Genomic DNA, 16,131 nt, shown 5'->3' with positions numbered 1-16,131 from the left:
TTATTGGAATAACATGGTGTGGCTCATCATCTTGTAATCGCTATGTAAATAAATATACATCGGGGCAGGGTGTTGAACTGCATCGTTAATGAGAATAATTCTTTTTAACTGCGTGATAATGTTAAAAAATCGCCATGTGGCGATGAATTGTGATTTGTTTGTTGTTATTGAGATAATTAATTGGCGCTTTTTATTCGCCGATACATAATGTGTATGTCTGGCAGGCGGTTATATATTCCTCTTGTCAGTATTTATTCATATCAATAAAGCATTAATGCATAAAATACGATAATACCCTCAACAATCCGGGTTGCAGAAAAGCGGTAACCGAGTCACTCCATTAGGGGAAACGCCCGAAAGCGGGCCGGGTAACATAGCCGATAGACCTGTGATTCGATGTATTGACGGTATAGCTCTGAGTGATGTCGTGCGAGGAATCTCCCATGCAGGTCAGCAGAAGACAGTTCTTTAAAATATGCGCAGGCGGTATGGCCGGAACGACGGTCACCGCACTGGGCTTTTCACCCAGCGCGGCGTTAGCCGAAACGCGGCAATATAAATTATTGCGCGCCAAAGAGACGCGCAATAATTGCACCTACTGTTCAGTCGGGTGCGGCATTTTGATGTACAGCCTCGGCGATGGCGCTAAAAACGCCAACGCCTCCATTTACCATATCGAAGGCGACCCGGATCATCCGGTCAGCCGGGGGTCGCTGTGCCCGAAAGGCGCGGGTCTGGTGGATTTTATCCACAGCGATCAGCGTCTGACATACCCGGAATATCGCGCACCAGGGTCTGACAAGTGGCAACGCATCAGTTGGGAAGAGGCGTTTGAACGAATCGCCCGCCTGATGAAAAAAGACCGTGACGCCAATTTTGTCGAGAAAAACGCCGCCGGGGTGACGGTTAACCGTTGGTTGACCACCGGGATGTTGTGCTCGTCAGCAGCCAGTAATGAAACCGGGATTCTTGATCAGAAATTCTCTCGTGCGCTGGGGATGGTCGGTATCGATACCCAGGCACGCCTCTGTCATGCTCCAACGGTGGCGGCGCTGGCGCCGACTTTTGGCCGTGGCGCCATGACCAACAACTGGGTAGACATCAAAAACGCCAACATCATTCTGGTGATGGGCGGCAACCCGGCGGAAGCGCACCCGGTTGGTTTTAAATGGGCGGTAGAAGCCAAAATTCACAATGGTGCCAAGTTGATCGTGGTTGACCCGCGTTTCAACCGTTCCGCCGCCGTCGCGGATCTCTACTCGCCGATTCGCGCCGGTTCCGACATCACCTTCCTGCTGGGTGTGGTGAACTACCTGCTGAGCCACGGCAAGGTGCAGATGCAATATGTGAAGGCCTACACCAACGCCAGTCTGGTCGTGCGTGATGATTACCATTTTGATGAAGGTATTTTCAGCGGCTACGACGCAAAGGAGCGTAAGTATGACCGCACCAGCTGGCAGTATGAACTGGATGAAAACGGTTTTGCCAAACGCGATGACACCCTGAGCCATCCGCGTTGCGTCTGGAATCTGTTGAAAGAGCATGTCAGCCGTTACACGCCGGATCTGGTGACGAATGTTTGTGGCACGCCAAAACAGGATTTTCTCACCATTTGTGATTTGCTGGCCTCAACCTGTGTGCCGGATCGCACCGCGACCATCATGTACGCATTGGGCTGGACGCAACACACCGCCGGTGCGCAGATGATCCGTACTGCGGGGATGATTCAGTTGCTGTTGGGCAACGTCGGCATGGCGGGGGGCGGCGTGAATGCATTGCGCGGTCACTCCAACATTCAGGGCTATACCGATCTGGGTTTGCTGTCGTTGAACCTGCCGGGCTACATGCCGTTGCCGTCGGAAAAACAGACCACGCTGAAAGACTATCTGGATCAGATCACCCCGAAAGCGTTGCTGGCGGATCAGGTCAACTACTGGAAGAACACACCTAAGTTTTTTATCAGCATGATGAAGAGCTTTTGGGGCGATAAGGCGCAAAAAGAGAACGACTGGGGTTACGACTGGCTGCCGAAATGGGACAAAAGCTACGATGCGCTGGCTTACTCCCGCATGATGCTGGATGGTAAGGTCAATGGCTACATCGTGCAGGGTTTCAACCCTATAGCCGCCTTTGCGGACTCCAATAAGGCGCGCGATGCGCTGGCGAAGCTGAAATATCTGGTGATCATCGACCCGCTGGCGACGGAAACCTCCAATTTCTGGCAGAACCACGGCGAACTGAATGATGTTGATCCCGCTAAGATTCAGACCGAGGTGTTCCGCCTGCCGTCCAGTTGTTTTGCTGAAGAAAACGGTTCCATCGTTAACTCTGGTCGTTGGTTGCAGTGGCACTATCAGGGCGCTGAGCCACCGGGTGAGGCTCGTCACGATGGCGTAATCATCGCGGGTCTGTTTCTGCGTCTGCGCGAGCTGTATGCCAAAGAAGGCGGCGCGAATCCGGCGCCGGTGCTCAATATGAGCTGGGATTACCAGCAGCCGGAAGATCCGTCCGCCGAAGAGATCACCAAAGAGGCCAATGGTCGCGCGCTGGCGGATCTGTTCGATGACAAAGGCAACCTGTTGCTAAAGAAAGGCCAACTGCTGCCTGATTTCTCTCTGTTGCGCGATGATGGCTCTACCGCCAGTTTTTGCTGGATTTACACCGGCTCGTGGACAGAGGCGGGCAACCAGATGGCGCGCCGCGACAACGCCGACCCGTCGGGCCTCGGTTGTACGCCGGGATGGGCCTGGTGCTGGCCACAGAACCGCCGCATTCTCTATAACCGCGCTTCGGCGGACGAGCAAGGTCGCCCGTGGGACCCGAAACGTGAGCTGATTCGCTGGAATGGTCAGAAGTGGACCGGCGTTGACGTGCCGGATTTTGCCGCCACTGTGCCACCGGGCAGTGCCGCCGGGCCGTTCATCATGCAGGCTGAGGGACTGGGCCGTCTGTTCGCCATCGACAAAATGGCGGAAGGTCCGTTCCCGGCGCATTACGAGCCAACCGAATCGCCGCTGAAAACTAACCCGGTGTACAGCAAGGCGCTAATCAACCCGGTCGCGCGCATTCTGGAAGCGGACCGCTCGCGTATGGGAACGGCGGAGGAGTTTCCGTTCGTCGCCACCACGTATTCGATTACCGAGTTGTTCCGCCACTGGACCAAGCACGCGCGACTTAACGCCATCGTTCAGCCGGAACAGTTTGTTGAAATCGGAGAAGGGCTGGCGAAGCTCAGGGGCATTCAGGCCGGCGATGTGGTGAAAGTCAGCAGCAAACGAGGCTATATCAAGGCGAAAGCGGTCGTCACCAAGCGTATCCGTACCCTGACGATTCAGGGCAAACCGGTGGAAACCATCGGCGTGCCTTGTCACTGGGGCTTTGAAGGCACCACCCAGAAAGGCTTTATGGCGAATATCCTGACGCCGCATGTCGGTGACGCCAACAGTCAGACGCCGGAATACAAGGCGTTTCTGGTCAATGTGGAAAAAGCGTAGTTGCGGAGAAACACTATGGCAATGCAATCACAAGATATCATCCGTCGCTCCGCGACCAACTCACTGACGCCGCCGCCGCAGGCCCGCAACCACAAAGAGCAGGTTGCCAAACTGATCGACGTCACTACCTGTATCGGCTGCAAAGCCTGCCAGGTGGCGTGCTCCGAGTGGAATGACATCCGCGATGACGTGGGGCACAACGTTGGTGTCTATGACAACCCGACCGATCTGAGCGCCAAATCCTGGACGGTGATGCGTTTCGCGGAGTTCGAGGAAAACGGCAAACTGGAGTGGCTGATCCGCAAGGACGGCTGTATGCACTGTGCCGATCCGGGCTGCTTGAAGGCGTGTCCGTCGGAAGGGGCGATTATCCAGTACGCCAACGGCATCGTCGATTTTCAGTCTGAACACTGCATCGGTTGCGGCTACTGTATCGCTGGCTGCCCGTTCAACGTGCCACGCATCAACAAGGACGACAACAAGGTGTACAAGTGCACCCTGTGTGTTGACCGGGTCGAAGTGGGTCAGGAACCGTCATGCGTGAAGACCTGCCCGACCGGCGCGATTCATTTCGGCACCAAGGACGAAATGAAAGTGTTGGCAACTGAGCGGGTGAAAGACCTGAACAGCCGGGGTTACAAGAACGCCGGTCTGTACGACCCGGCAGGGGTGGGCGGCACGCACGTGATGTACGTGCTGCACCACGCAGACAGGCCGGAGTTGTACAATGGCCTGCCGGCTAATCCGAGCATCAGCCCGGCAGTCACCTTCTGGAAAGGCATCTGGAAACCGTTGGCGGCCATCGGCTTTGCCGCCACCTTCGCGGCCAGCGTATTCCACTACGTGGGTATCGGCCCGAACCGGGTAGAAGAGGACGATGACGCGCACCACGAGGGCAAGCAGCATGAAAAAGAGTAATCGGATTCAGCGTTACAGCGCCCCTGAGCGCATTAATCACTGGATTGTGGCGTTCTGTTTTGTGTTCGCTGCACTGAGCGGGCTGGGGTTTTTCTTCCCGTCGCTCAACTGGCTGATGAATGTGCTGGGTACGCCGCAACTGGCGCGCATCCTGCACCCGTTTGTCGGGGTGGTGATGTTTGTCGCTTTCCTGCTGATGTTTTTACGCTACTGGAAACACAACCTGATTGAACGCAGCGATCTGGAGTGGGCGAAGAACATCCACAAGATCGCCCGTAACGAAGAAGTTGGCGATACCGGTCGTTATAACTTTGGTCAAAAGTGCGTGTTCTGGCTGGCGATTCTCTGCCTGCTGCTGTTGCTGGCGAGCGGGATTGTTGTCTGGCGGCCATACTTCGCGCCGTCATTCTCCATTCCGGTGATCCGCGCGGCTCTGGTGGTGCATTCGGTATCCGCTGTCGGGTTGATCCTAACCATCATGGTGCATGTGTACGCTGCGTTGTGGGTGAAGGGCACCATCACTGCGATGGTGGAGGGCTGGGTATCCAGCAGTTGGGCGAAGAAACATCATCCTCGCTGGTATCGTGAGCTGCAATCCAAAGGGCAGGAGAAGCACTGATCCTCATTGCAAACCAGGTCAAGGAGAGGCGGCGTTGAGCCTCTCCTTGTCGTGCGTGCGATGAGGTAACAAAGAAACGATACCGTTTATCTCGCACGAAACACTTCCCTGATCAGACAAACTTACTCGTTCACAAAGCAACATGGCTGTTTGCCTACAGCCTAACTCACCTATTGACCAGTTTTGCCGGTAGCGCCACCACCAGCAGTGAGCTGAGTAGCAGGCAGAAAGCAAAGAACCACAGCGCGCCGCTACCGCTGCCGGTTAACTCCATCGCAAACCCCATGATTGAATTGCTGACCAGACCGGCGATATTCGCCAGCGAACAGGCCAGCGCGAATCCGGTGGCAGCGGCGGTGCCCGTGAGAAAGGTGGCCGGCAGGCTGAAGAACACCGGCACAGTGCCGATGATGGCGGCCTGCGCCACCGAGAACAGCAACAGCGTCATCACGATGTTTTGGGTGAAGAGGGTGCTGGCCGCCATCGCCGCCGCACCGAGCCAAAATGGCACGATGATGTGCCAGCGCCGTTCGCGCAACCGGTCAGAGCTGACGCCAAGCAGCACCATGCCCGCCAGAGCCGCGAGGCTGGGAACCGCCGTCAACAAACCAATCTGCCCAAGATCGGCCACGCCGGCCTTTTTAATGAAGGTCGGCAGCCAGAACCCCATGGCATAAGCGCACAGCAAAATTGAAAAGTCGATGCCGCCCAGCATCCAGACTTTCAGGTTCAGGAAGCCGTCACGAAAACGGTGCTTCAGGTGCGGTGCTTCACGGGTATCTATCGCCAGATCGGCGTGTACCTGCGCTTTATCCGTCTCGCTCAGCCAGTGCGCCTGATCAACCGCTTCCGGCAGCAGCCAGAAGGTCAGCACGCCAAGCAGTACGCTTGGCAGGCCCTCCAGCAGGAACATCCATTGCCAGCCGTGCAACCCGTAAGCCAAATCAAAATACGACATGATCCAGCCTGACAGCGGGCCGCCCATTACGCTTGAGAGCGGCAGACCGATCATAAACAGTGAAATAATGCGCCCACGCCGCCAGGAGGGGAACCAGCGTGTCAGGTAGAACAGCACGCCGGGTAGAAAGCCGGCTTCCGCCGCGCCAAGTAAAAAACGCAGTACATAGAACTGGGTTGGCGTAGTGACGAACATTGTCCCGGCAGACAGCAACCCCCAACTGATCATGATGCGTGCAATCCAGATGCGGGCGCCGACGCGTTGCAGAATCAGGTTGCTCGGCACTTCAAACAAGATGTAGCCGACGAAGAATAACCCGGCGCCCAGACCAAAGGCGACATCGTTGAGCGCCAACTGATTCGCCATCTGTAGTTTCGCCAGCCCGATATTGATGCGATCAAGATAAGCGGCGAGATAGCACAGGCACAAAAAGGGAATCAACCGCCAGGCAATTTTGCGGTAAACCCATTCAGCGCCCGATGTGGGATTGTGAGAATTCACTGCAGTCATGTATGTCGTTTCCAGCGTTAGACAGCGTTATTGTTATGCGCATCGGCGGCGTGTCTTCATCATGTGCATTCCGCCATACGAAATAAATGGAAGCTGCCTGGATACGCTCAGTACAGGACAGCCGCCCAATTGTGCGGTTGATGGCCGGTTGTGTCCATCCAGTTTGGCTGATGTTTTCTACGCCTGAGCACAGTGCGGAAAATCGCTCCTTATTGTAGGGAATAACCTGCTAACATGAGGGCATCAGAACGGGACCGGCGCCATAAGGGCGTGGCCTATTCAACATGGATAAACAGGAAATATCACCTGATGAGTATTCGTATTGTGCCGCAGGAGCAACTGGCCGACAGTGAGAAAACCTCAACCATCGGCGTCATTCCTCCTTTGCTGTTTGCTAACCTGAAAAGTCTGTACCGTGGCCGAGCTGAGCGCTTGCACCAGTTGGCGCAGGATCACCCGCTGGCGGATTACCTGCTGTTTGCCGCCGAGGTGGTGGAAGCACAGGAAAAAGTGCGCCATGACCACCCTCTGGAGAAGGATTTAACCGACGTGTTGCACCACAGCGCGGGTCGGTTGCCGCTGGATGCCGCCACGCTGGCGCGCGATCCGCACTGGCATGTGTTGCTCAAGGCGTTGATTGAAGAACTCAAGGCTAATGCCAGCGGCCAGGTGCTTGCCACGCTGGAAAATCTGGAGAAAATGTCGGTTCAGCAGTGGGATGCGCTGGCAGACGCGCTGATCGCCCAGCAATTCACTGCGGAAAACAACGATAAAGCCCCGTTTGTCTGGGCCGCGTTGTCGTTGTACTGGGCGCAGATGGCCACGCAACTGCCGGGGCGTGCACAGGCCGAACAGGGAGAACATCGCCAATTCTGCCCGGTGTGCGGCAGTATGCCGGTTTCCGGTGTGGTGCAGATCGGCACCACCAGCGGTCTGCGTTATCTGCACTGCAACCTGTGTGAAACCGAATGGCATATGGTGCGCGTTAAGTGCAGCAATTGCGAACAGTCGGGCAAATTGCACTACTGGTCGCTGGATGATGAGAATGCGGCTATCAAAGTGGAAAGCTGCGACGATTGCGGTACTTATCTGAAGTTGCTGTATCAGGAGAAGGATCATCGGGTGGAAGCGGTGGCGGACGATTTGGCCTCGCTGGTGCTGGATGTAAAAATGGAAGAGGAAGGCTTTTCCCGCAGCAGTATCAACCCGTTCCTGTTCCCGGACAGTAGCCAGTAGAACCCGCTTGCTGAAACGGCGTTGGTTCTCAGGCACCAGCGCCGTTGTTATTTATTGAGGTGGTATTGCTTTCTTTTGATTCCAATCGATACCACAGAGTTTTTACAGCGTTCATTAATCTCTGATGTATCCGTCATGCTTTAGTTTATGCCCAGGGCGCACACGTCATTCGTGTTAAGCGTGACAAAACGCATACCATCAACTGAGGACACCTCACCATCGCCCCGGCATCCTGCCAATTCTAACGAGAACTGAGAATCAACCAGCCGCATATTGGTACTGATTGTATTAGATCAACGTCCCGCCCCATGAGTCAGGACTTTGTCAACAGTCTGATTACAGTCTTTGTTGACGTTTGCTATAAAAAGTGGCAGCGCTTCTAAAACCAAGTAACTATTAACCTTTCTTTGGCTTGGGAATTGAATCTGTGGAACGAGGTTTCAACGCAATGTTATCGCCCCGCAGCGCCTTTATGCGCTATCTGTGCACAGGCGGAATCAATACGCTGATTCACTGGAGCGTGTTTCTGATACTGACGGGCGTGTTTACCGTAGATCAAGCTGTAGCAAACCTATCTGCATTCTGCGTGGCGGTCAGTTGCAGTTACGTCATCAACGCTCGCTGGACGTTTCGGGCTTCTGTATCTTTGGCCCGTTTTGGATTGTACGTCGGTTTTATGGCTATTCTTGCCGGACTAACCGGGTATGCCGGACAGCACTTACGGTTTCCTGCACTGCTGACTCTGGTTCTGTTCTCCGCTGTCAGTTTAGTCTTTGGTTATCTTTATGCCCGATGCATTGTCTTCAGGGAGCCATCATCATGATGTTATCGGTAGTGGTCCCCATATTTAATGAAGAAAGCTGCATTATGCCTTTTTACCACGCCTTGCGTGGGCTGAAGACGCTGGATTCATGTTGCATTGTGGAAATCGTCTTCGTTAATGACGGCAGTACGGATGCTTCCCGGAAAACCATTGAGGCGCTTCAGATGCGGGATGAACTTGTGGTGTTGGTGAATTTCAGCCGCAATTTCGGAAAAGAGTCCGCGTTGTTTGCGGGACTGGAATACGCGCAGGGAGATGCTGTCATCCCAATCGATGTGGATCTGCAGGACCCCGTTGAGCTTATACCTGAGCTGGTTGTCCGTTGGCAGGCTGGCGCTGATATTGTTCTGGCGAGGCGGTCTGATCGCACCAGTGACTCGTTTTTGAAACGAACCAGTGCCCGGCTTTATTATCAACTCCACAACGCATTGAGCCGGGACAAAATTGAAGAGAATGTCGGGGATTTCCGCCTGCTTTCCCGGCGCAGCGTGGAGCAGATCCTCAGCCTTCAGGAGCGGCTGCTGTTCATGAAGGGGATTATGTCCTGGGTTGGCGGTCGGGTTGACGTGGTTGAATATCAGCGGTCGCCACGGACGGCAGGAGCATCAAAGTTCAACGCGTGGAGGTTGTGGAACCTTGCGCTAGATGGCATTACTTCGTTTTCTACCTTCCCGCTTCGGGTATGGACCTATATTGGCATGTTGATCGCCGGGGGGGCGCTGGGGTATGGGGCCTGGGTCATCTTATCAAAACTCTTCTGGGGCAACGCCGTTCCTGGTTACGCCTCGCTAATGACTGTCATGTTGTTTCTCGGCGGGGTGCAGCTGATTGGAATAGGCGTACTTGGCGAATATGTGGGGCGGATCTTCCTGGAATCAAAAGGACGGCCACGCTACATCATCGACAGCGTCACCGGCGGCAGGAGAGAAGCGGGTCAGCCGGGCCACCGCACGGCTTAAGATCGCCACACCCATGAAAATGACAGAAAGGAACCAGACGATGTTCGCTTCAATCTCTCCATCAATCGCGTCTCGTATGGCCTTCTTATACCGTCCTTTATCACGTTCTCAGATTAGCCTTTTTTATGTTATTGCAGCGCTTATATTTATTTTGCCACTGCTGCTTAATAACTACCTTTATATCGACGATACGTGGCGAACCCTGAAGGCCAGTACCGGCTGGCAGGCCGAAGGGCGGATGGTTGCCAACCTTATAATCAATCTGCTGTCGGTTACGGCAGCGGAGCCTAACCTGTTTCCGCTCCCCTTGCTGGGTGCGGCGCTGATTATCGCTCTGACGCTAGCCCGTCTGGCTTTCTTCTGGTTCCGCGACCCGAACTTGATTGATTGCCTCACGCTGCTACCGCTGTGGTACAACCCGTTTTTCCTCCAGCTTCTGTCTTATCAATACGACTGCGTGACGGCGACGATAAGTCTTTCCGCTATGATTATGGCTATCACCTTCAGCAGACGAGCGACGTGGCTTCACTTTCTGGCATCTGGCGTGTGCGTGGCCGCCGCTCTCGGTATTTATCAGATTTCGCTGCATGTTTTTACCGGTCTCGCAGGGGCGTATCTGTTATATCAACTGTCCTGCCAGTGTTCACCTCAGCGCCTTCTCCGCCTGGTTCTGTTTTTTGTCGGTTCGCTGTTACTCGGCGGCATCCTGTACTTTTTGACCTTCTTTCAGATGATAACGCACGACCGCGGCGGCGTGGTCCTCCTTGGTCTCCCGGATCTTCTGTTTCGTTTTACCTATTATTACAGTCGGGTAGCTTTTTTTATCACCCCATTGAATGCCGCTATTTTCCTGCCTCTGGCAGTCATCTCACTCGTCGGGATGGTGCAAGGGGGCGTTATGGCGATAGTTGCCAGCAGCCGTGGCGGCAAACTGCTGACAACAGGGCTGTTGGTTCTCGCTCTGGCCGCTGTTATCCTCAGCCTGCCGGGGATTGGGCTGATAGTCGCGGATTATGAAGACAATGCCGGCGCTCGCATCCTGATGGGAGCAGGTCCACTGCTGGTTGTTTTGCTACTGTTTTTTCAGCGTGCTCTGCAGGTCGTAGACCGCAGGTTGTCCCTGCTTATGGTGCTTCCGCTGTGGGTTGTTCTCTCATTTTCCTTCAGCTACGGGAATGTGATGCACCAGAAGCAAATGAATGAGACGATGCTTCTTAACCTGCTTGTAGGTGATATCAATCAGCATGACTCCCTTTATCAAGCCGAAAAGATCTACATCGACAACGAGACAAACCAATACAGCAATCTGTTTCCTGTTAACTGTGCCGTACGTCAACTGCCGGCATTGGGGTACGTGTTTGAATCAAGATATGTGGTATTACCTGAGCAGCTCGAAATGTCAGGCATCCGTAACACTGCAATAGGGCGGGTCCCCCCTCCGCAAGATGCAGGGGTTCTTCTTAGGCGAAAATTCTGGACGATCTATACAGATGGCAAAAATGCATGGATTGTATTTAACCAGATCATGCCTGCGGACAATCCATGTTCCAACTAATCATCCGCTATTCATTTTGCCTGCACCATCATGCAAATAGCTTAGGTGTTATCGCCCGGCTACTTCCTCTTCAGGCTGCGTCCCATGCCTGTTGAGAACTGAACCCGTTCAGGGAAGCCCTCTTCACTATGCTAAAATAGGCTATGGTTTGTCTGGGTACAGCCTGATAAGGCAAGGGTTTTGCATGGAGAATACCCTTCATGGTGGTATGACGGCATGGTTGCATTATATGCTGCGTGGAGAGAAGAGAGAATGGTAGCGGACCCTTCAACGACAATTCGTTTTCTGATGGCATCGCGCCAGTGTGAGCTGAACAGCCTGCGTGGTTTGCTGCAAAGCGGCGAACTGGTGGGGCGCATCAGCCAACTGGTGCACATGTTGCAGCGTGAACGGGGGACTTCCAACCTGTTCCTGTGTTCAGACGGGCGGTTGTGTGCCGATGAATTGTCGCAACGCGAGCAGGACGTGCAACAGGCCGAGGCGTTGTTTATGGCGCAACTGGATGATTTGGCACAACGTGCCGGGTCGCTGCCGCAGGCCAGTCGATTGTTCAGCCGTGCCGCCAGTGTGGTGTATACCCTGGGATTATTGCCGTCGATGCGTCAGCAGATGCATCAGCGCGTCTTACCGCAGTCAGACATGATGACGGTGTTTAATGACATTATCCGCCATCTGTTGACGCTGGTATTTGAAGTGTCGGATACCGCGGCAGAGCCGTTCATTGCCCGTGCATTGGTGGCGATGTTCAGTTTTATGCAAGGCAAGGAACTGGCCGGGCAGGAGCGAGCGGTCGGCGCTGCCGCATTTGCCGCTGGTGAGTTTCCGGTCAACGTTCAGCAAACATTGCTGGATTTGATTGATCGTCAGGAGCGTTGTTTCGATACCTTCGCCAATTTTGCCGATGACGTCAGCCGCGAGCGGTGGCAATCGCTGGTGACCGACCGGGAGTTTGAGCGGTTACGCCGCGTCGCCTGTACCCGGTTACCGGAGAACTTGCCGCCGGAAGGGGGTTTGCAATGGTTTGCGCTGGCGACGGCACGCATCGACGCCATGAAGCAGATCGAAGATCGACTGGCGCAGGCGCTGATGCAGCTGTGCCGCGACCGCATTGCCGCCGCCGAGCAAGCCTGTCTTGATCAGCAGGCGGATGTCGCCGGCCTGATGGCGGCGCAGCAGGGGGAAGACCACAGCTATTCGGTGTTTATCGCTTGCCCGGAGATGGAACAGAACAGTGCCGGGCAAGGCGGCTGGCTTAATAGCGACGGTGTGCGGCCACAACTGGGGCGTTCGTTGTTGTCGCTGGTGCAGCAGCAGGCGCGACGCTTGCAGGCATTGGACCATGAACTGGCGGCGATGCGGGCGACGCTGGATGAACGCCGTCAAATTGACCGGGCCAAAGGGTTGCTGATGCAACATCGTGGATTGAGCGAGGAAGAGGCATACAAAACCTTGCGACGTATGGCGATGAACCAGAACAAAAAGCTCATCGAGATTGCTACCGCCATGCTGGCGGTAGCGGATGTTTTTCAGGATGCCCCCTTGCGATAACCCGCCATAACACATGCGCCGGGCGTGCATAACGAGTGCACATAAAACGCACATAAACTGCACGCAAAATGTGCGTAATGTGCCTGATAACAGTGCAGCCGTGAGCAGTGATTGCGCCACAATGCGCAAGTCCGCAAGGGCGACTGACCGGTTTTTCAATCCATCGGATATCCCAGCTGAATTGATCCAGCTCAATATTCGCTGTGCCTCTGGCGAGCAAAATAGCCGCATGGGGACACGTCGGCTATCCGGCGCGGCATAGATGCTTCACTCAATAGGCTGTCAGATGACAGAAATGTCTGGCAGGTTGGCACATCCCTTGCTTCATCTCCGGTAACAATTTACTGCGACTTTTCCGTGCTAATGGCGGTATGGAAAAGCGCTGGGCAAAGGCGTCCATAAGCGTGCGATTCTCGCATGGCTTATGGACGCCTTTTTGTTTTTGCCGCCGGAATGGCGGGTTGCCGAGGTGTCGTTGATGAGTGATTCCACAACCGATAACAAAACCAGTAACCAAACGCAGGGGTTTTCTCGTCGCCAGTTTCTGGTGGGCAGTGCCGCGCTGGGTGGCGCCATGTTGCTGCCGGGAATGATGAGCCGAGCCTGGGCGGCGGGTTCGGACGTTCCGGAGAAGAAAGAGGTGCGTGTCGGCTTTATTCCGCTGACTGACTGCGCGTCGGTGGTGATGGCGTCGGTCAAAGGGTTTGACAAGAAATACGGCATCACCATTGTGCCGAGTAAGGAAGCGAGCTGGGCCGCGGTACGTGACAAGCTGGTGTCCGGCGAACTGGATGCCGCCCACGTACTCTATGGGTTGTTGTACGGCTTGCAGGCCGGTGCGTCAGGGCCGCAGCACGATATGGCGGCGTTGATGACCATCAACAATAACGGCCAGGCGATCACCCTGTCCAATACGTTGCGTGACGCGGGCGTGAACGATGCAGCCAGTCTGAAAAAGTTCATATCAGCCAGTCCGGCGGGAACGTATACCTTCGCCCAGACGTTTCCCACCGGTACTCATGCGATGTGGCTTTATTACTGGTTAGGGGCCGCTGGCATCAACCCGTTTGATGACGTGCGCACCGTGGTAGTCCCCCCACCACAGATGGTGGTGAACATGAAGATTGGCAACATGAGCGGTTTCTGTGTCGGCGAACCCTGGAACCAACGTGCGATTACCGATGGCCTTGGGTTTACCGCCGTGACGTCGCAGGCGATCTGGGCGGATCATCCGGAGAAAGTGCTCGGCACCAGCGCCGCCTGGGTGAACGCCAATCCCAACACCGCTCGTGCCTTAACCGCAGCGGTACTGGAAGCTTCGCGCTGGATAGACAGCTCAGACGATAACCGGCGCGAAACCGCCCGCGTTATCGCCGGTCGCGCCTACGTCAACACCCAGGAGGAGACGATTATCGGTCGTATGTTGGGGCAATACGACAACGGCGCCGGTAAACGCTGGCAGGATGCGCACGCCATGCGCTTCTACCATGACGGCGAAGTGAACTTTCCGTATCTGTCGGATGGCATGTGGTTCCTCACCCAACACAAACGCTGGGGTCTGCTGACGCAGCAGCCGGATTATCAGGCGGTGGCCCGTCAGGTCAACCGCATCGATATCTACAAACAGGCGGCCAGTGCGGTCGGCAACGTGCCGCTGCCGTCCGGTGAGATGCGCAGCAGCGTATTGATTGACGGTAAGCGGTGGGACGGCAGCGATCCTGCCGGTTATGCCAACAGCTTCAGCGTCAGCGTGAAAAAGTAACGGAGAGCGACCATGAAAACGCAAGCCCAGATTCTTTCTATCGTGCCGGATGCTGAGCCGGAAAACGCGAGCGCTGCCGATGCTGTTGTTATCACGCTGCCTGAAACGGCAGCCGTGCCGCCGCCTGATGAACCGATGGTGGCGATGCCGCGACCCGTCTGGCGGCAGCGTCTGAGTTACTGGCTGTCGCGGGTGCTGCCGGGTGGTATCGGCATGGTTTTGCTGCTGGCAATCTGGCAGATAGCGGCGTTGAGCAGCAAAGGTTTCCCGACGCCGTGGCAGACCTGGCAGGCGGCGCAGACCATTTTTGCCGACCCGTTTTACGTGGCCGGCCCTAATGATCAGGGCATTGGCTGGAACGTGCTGGCATCGCTCAAGCGTGTCGGCATCGGTTTCGGACTGGCGGCGCTGGTGGGTATTCCCGCCGGTTTCCTGATTGGTCGTTTCCGGTTTATCGCGGCGATGTTCAATCCGCTTATTTCGCTGTTGCGTCCGGTCAGCCCACTGGCGTGGCTGCCCATCGGCCTGCTGCTGTTTCAGCGCGCCGAGCCGGCTTCCAGCTGGACCATTTTCATCTGCTCCATCTGGCCGATGATCCTCAACACCGCCGAAGGGGTGCGCCAGATTCCGCAGGATTACCTCAATGTGGCGCGGGTGCTGAAGCTGTCCGAATTCACCATCATGCGCAAGATCCTGCTGCCTGCGGTGCTGCCGAGCGTGCTGACCGGGGTTCGGCTGTCTATCGGCATCGCCTGGCTGGTGATCGTGGCGGCGGAAATGCTGACCGGCGGTATCGGCATCGGCTTTTGGATCTGGAACGAGTGGAACAACCTCAATGTACCTAACATCATCATCGCTATTCTGGTGATTGGCGTGGTCGGGTTGTTACTTGAGCAAGGGCTGATGTTGCTGGCCAGACGTTTCAGCTATGAAACCCGGTAAGGAGAAATCGATGCGCAATCAACCAATTATCCGTATTCAGCAGGTTAGCCAGCAGTTTTCCACCGCCAGCGGTTCGTTTGTGGCGCTCAATAACGTGAGTTTCGATATTCATACCGGGGAAACCCTGAGCCTGATTGGGCACTCCGGCTGCGGCAAATCAACGCTGCTCAATCTGATTGCCGGGCTGACGCTGCCAACCCGCGGCGGCTTGCTGTGTGACAACCGTGAAATCGACGGACCGGGGCCGGAACGGGCGGTGGTGTTCCAAAACCATTCGCTGCTGCCGTGGTTGACCACTTACGACAACATCGCGCTGGCGGTGAAACAGGTGTTCCGCGGCCAGATGAGCAAGGCCGAAATGCATGAGTGGATTGTCCATAATCTGGAACTGGTGCACATGAGTCATGCGCTGAACAAACGCCCCAACGAGATTTCCGGCGGCATGAAACAGCGGGTGGGCATTGCTCGCGCGCTGGCGATGAAACCCAAGGTGCTGCTGATGGATGAGCCGTTCGGCGCACTGGACGCGTTAACCCGTGCCCATTTGCAGGACGCGGTGATGGAAATTCAGCAGCGTCTGAACACCACTATCGTGCTGATCACTCATGACGTGGATGAAGCGGTGCTGCTTTCCGACCGGGTGCTGATGATGACCAACGGCCCGGCTGCCACGGTGGGGGAAATCATGGCGGTGGCGCTGGAACGTCCGCGCGCTCGTGTGGCGCTGGCGGATGACCCGCGTTACCACCACTACCGCCAGCAGGTGCTGCATTTCCTGTATGAGAAGCAGCCGCACGCGGCCTGACG

General features: G+C 55.6%; 12 protein-coding genes. 11 read left to right on the top strand and 1 reads right to left on the bottom strand.

The genetic code is table 11. The features are described 5' to 3' along the window. Nucleotides 1–443 precede the first annotated feature (443 nt). Genes fdnG through fdoI form a run of 3 tightly spaced genes read left to right on the top strand, consistent with a single transcriptional unit; the run spans nt 444 to nt 5,031 of the window. Nucleotides 444–3,494, top strand: a complete 3,051-nt coding sequence (fdnG, locus tag Dpoa2040_RS03070; protein ID WP_168640254.1) for a formate dehydrogenase-N subunit alpha — start codon at nt 444–446, stop codon at nt 3,492–3,494. A gap of 15 nt (nt 3,495–3,509) precedes the next feature. Continuing rightward, nucleotides 3,510–4,412, top strand: coding sequence for a formate dehydrogenase subunit beta (gene fdxH / locus Dpoa2040_RS03065; protein ID WP_042871703.1), 903 nt, complete (start codon nt 3,510–3,512; stop codon nt 4,410–4,412). Further along, nucleotides 4,399–5,031, top strand: coding sequence for a formate dehydrogenase cytochrome b556 subunit (gene fdoI / locus Dpoa2040_RS03060; protein ID WP_168640253.1), 633 nt, complete (start codon nt 4,399–4,401; stop codon nt 5,029–5,031). The genes fdxH and fdoI overlap by 14 nt, the downstream gene beginning before the upstream one ends. A gap of 166 nt (nt 5,032–5,197) precedes the next feature. Here fdoI and Dpoa2040_RS03055 read toward each other — a convergent pair whose 3' ends face one another. Beyond that, nucleotides 5,198–6,499: an MFS transporter gene (locus tag Dpoa2040_RS03055; protein ID WP_168640252.1), complete on the bottom strand. Its 1,302-nt coding sequence runs from the start codon at nt 6,497–6,499 to the stop codon at nt 5,198–5,200. A 309-nt stretch (nt 6,500–6,808) separates the two neighbouring features. Here Dpoa2040_RS03055 and fdhE point away from each other — a divergent pair, with 309 nt between their 5' ends. From fdhE to Dpoa2040_RS03015, 8 genes are all read left to right on the top strand, one after another. Continuing rightward, nucleotides 6,809–7,735 (top strand): formate dehydrogenase accessory protein FdhE, encoded by a 927-nt coding sequence (gene fdhE, locus Dpoa2040_RS03050; RefSeq protein ID WP_042871697.1) that lies wholly within the window; start codon nt 6,809–6,811, stop codon nt 7,733–7,735. Between the two features lie 448 nt (nt 7,736–8,183). Continuing rightward, complete coding sequence (locus Dpoa2040_RS03045; RefSeq protein WP_246867231.1) at nt 8,184–8,558, top strand: GtrA family protein; 375 nt, start codon at nt 8,184–8,186, stop codon at nt 8,556–8,558. Beyond that, the gene (locus Dpoa2040_RS03040; protein WP_168640251.1) at nt 8,555–9,517 is read left to right on the top strand and encodes a glycosyltransferase family 2 protein; all 963 of its coding nucleotides are present in this window, start codon (nt 8,555–8,557) and stop codon (nt 9,515–9,517) included. The genes Dpoa2040_RS03045 and Dpoa2040_RS03040 overlap by 4 nt, the downstream gene beginning before the upstream one ends. Nucleotides 9,518–9,557: 40 nt before the next feature. Beyond that, entirely contained in the window at nt 9,558–11,072 is a 1,515-nt protein-coding gene (locus Dpoa2040_RS03035) for a glucosyltransferase domain-containing protein (protein WP_168640250.1), read from the top strand. Between the two features lie 252 nt (nt 11,073–11,324). Continuing rightward, complete coding sequence (locus tag Dpoa2040_RS03030) at nt 11,325–12,620, top strand: nitrate regulatory protein (protein WP_168640249.1); 1,296 nt, start codon at nt 11,325–11,327, stop codon at nt 12,618–12,620. Nucleotides 12,621–13,098: 478 nt separating this feature from the next. Further along, nucleotides 13,099–14,382, top strand: a complete 1,284-nt coding sequence (locus Dpoa2040_RS03025; RefSeq protein ID WP_168640248.1) for a CmpA/NrtA family ABC transporter substrate-binding protein — start codon at nt 13,099–13,101, stop codon at nt 14,380–14,382. A gap of 12 nt (nt 14,383–14,394) precedes the next feature. Next, the gene (gene ntrB, locus Dpoa2040_RS03020; RefSeq protein ID WP_042871689.1) at nt 14,395–15,324 is read left to right on the top strand and encodes a nitrate ABC transporter permease; all 930 of its coding nucleotides are present in this window, start codon (nt 14,395–14,397) and stop codon (nt 15,322–15,324) included. A gap of 10 nt (nt 15,325–15,334) precedes the next feature. Beyond that, nucleotides 15,335–16,129, top strand: coding sequence for an ABC transporter ATP-binding protein (locus tag Dpoa2040_RS03015; protein WP_168640247.1), 795 nt, complete (start codon nt 15,335–15,337; stop codon nt 16,127–16,129). Nucleotides 16,130–16,131 lie beyond the last annotated feature (2 nt).

The organism is Dickeya sp. CFBP 2040, assembly GCF_012273755.1.
Lineage (GTDB): Bacteria > Pseudomonadota > Gammaproteobacteria > Enterobacterales > Enterobacteriaceae > Dickeya > Dickeya poaceiphila.
This window is presented reverse-complemented; position numbering and strand designations above follow the sequence as displayed.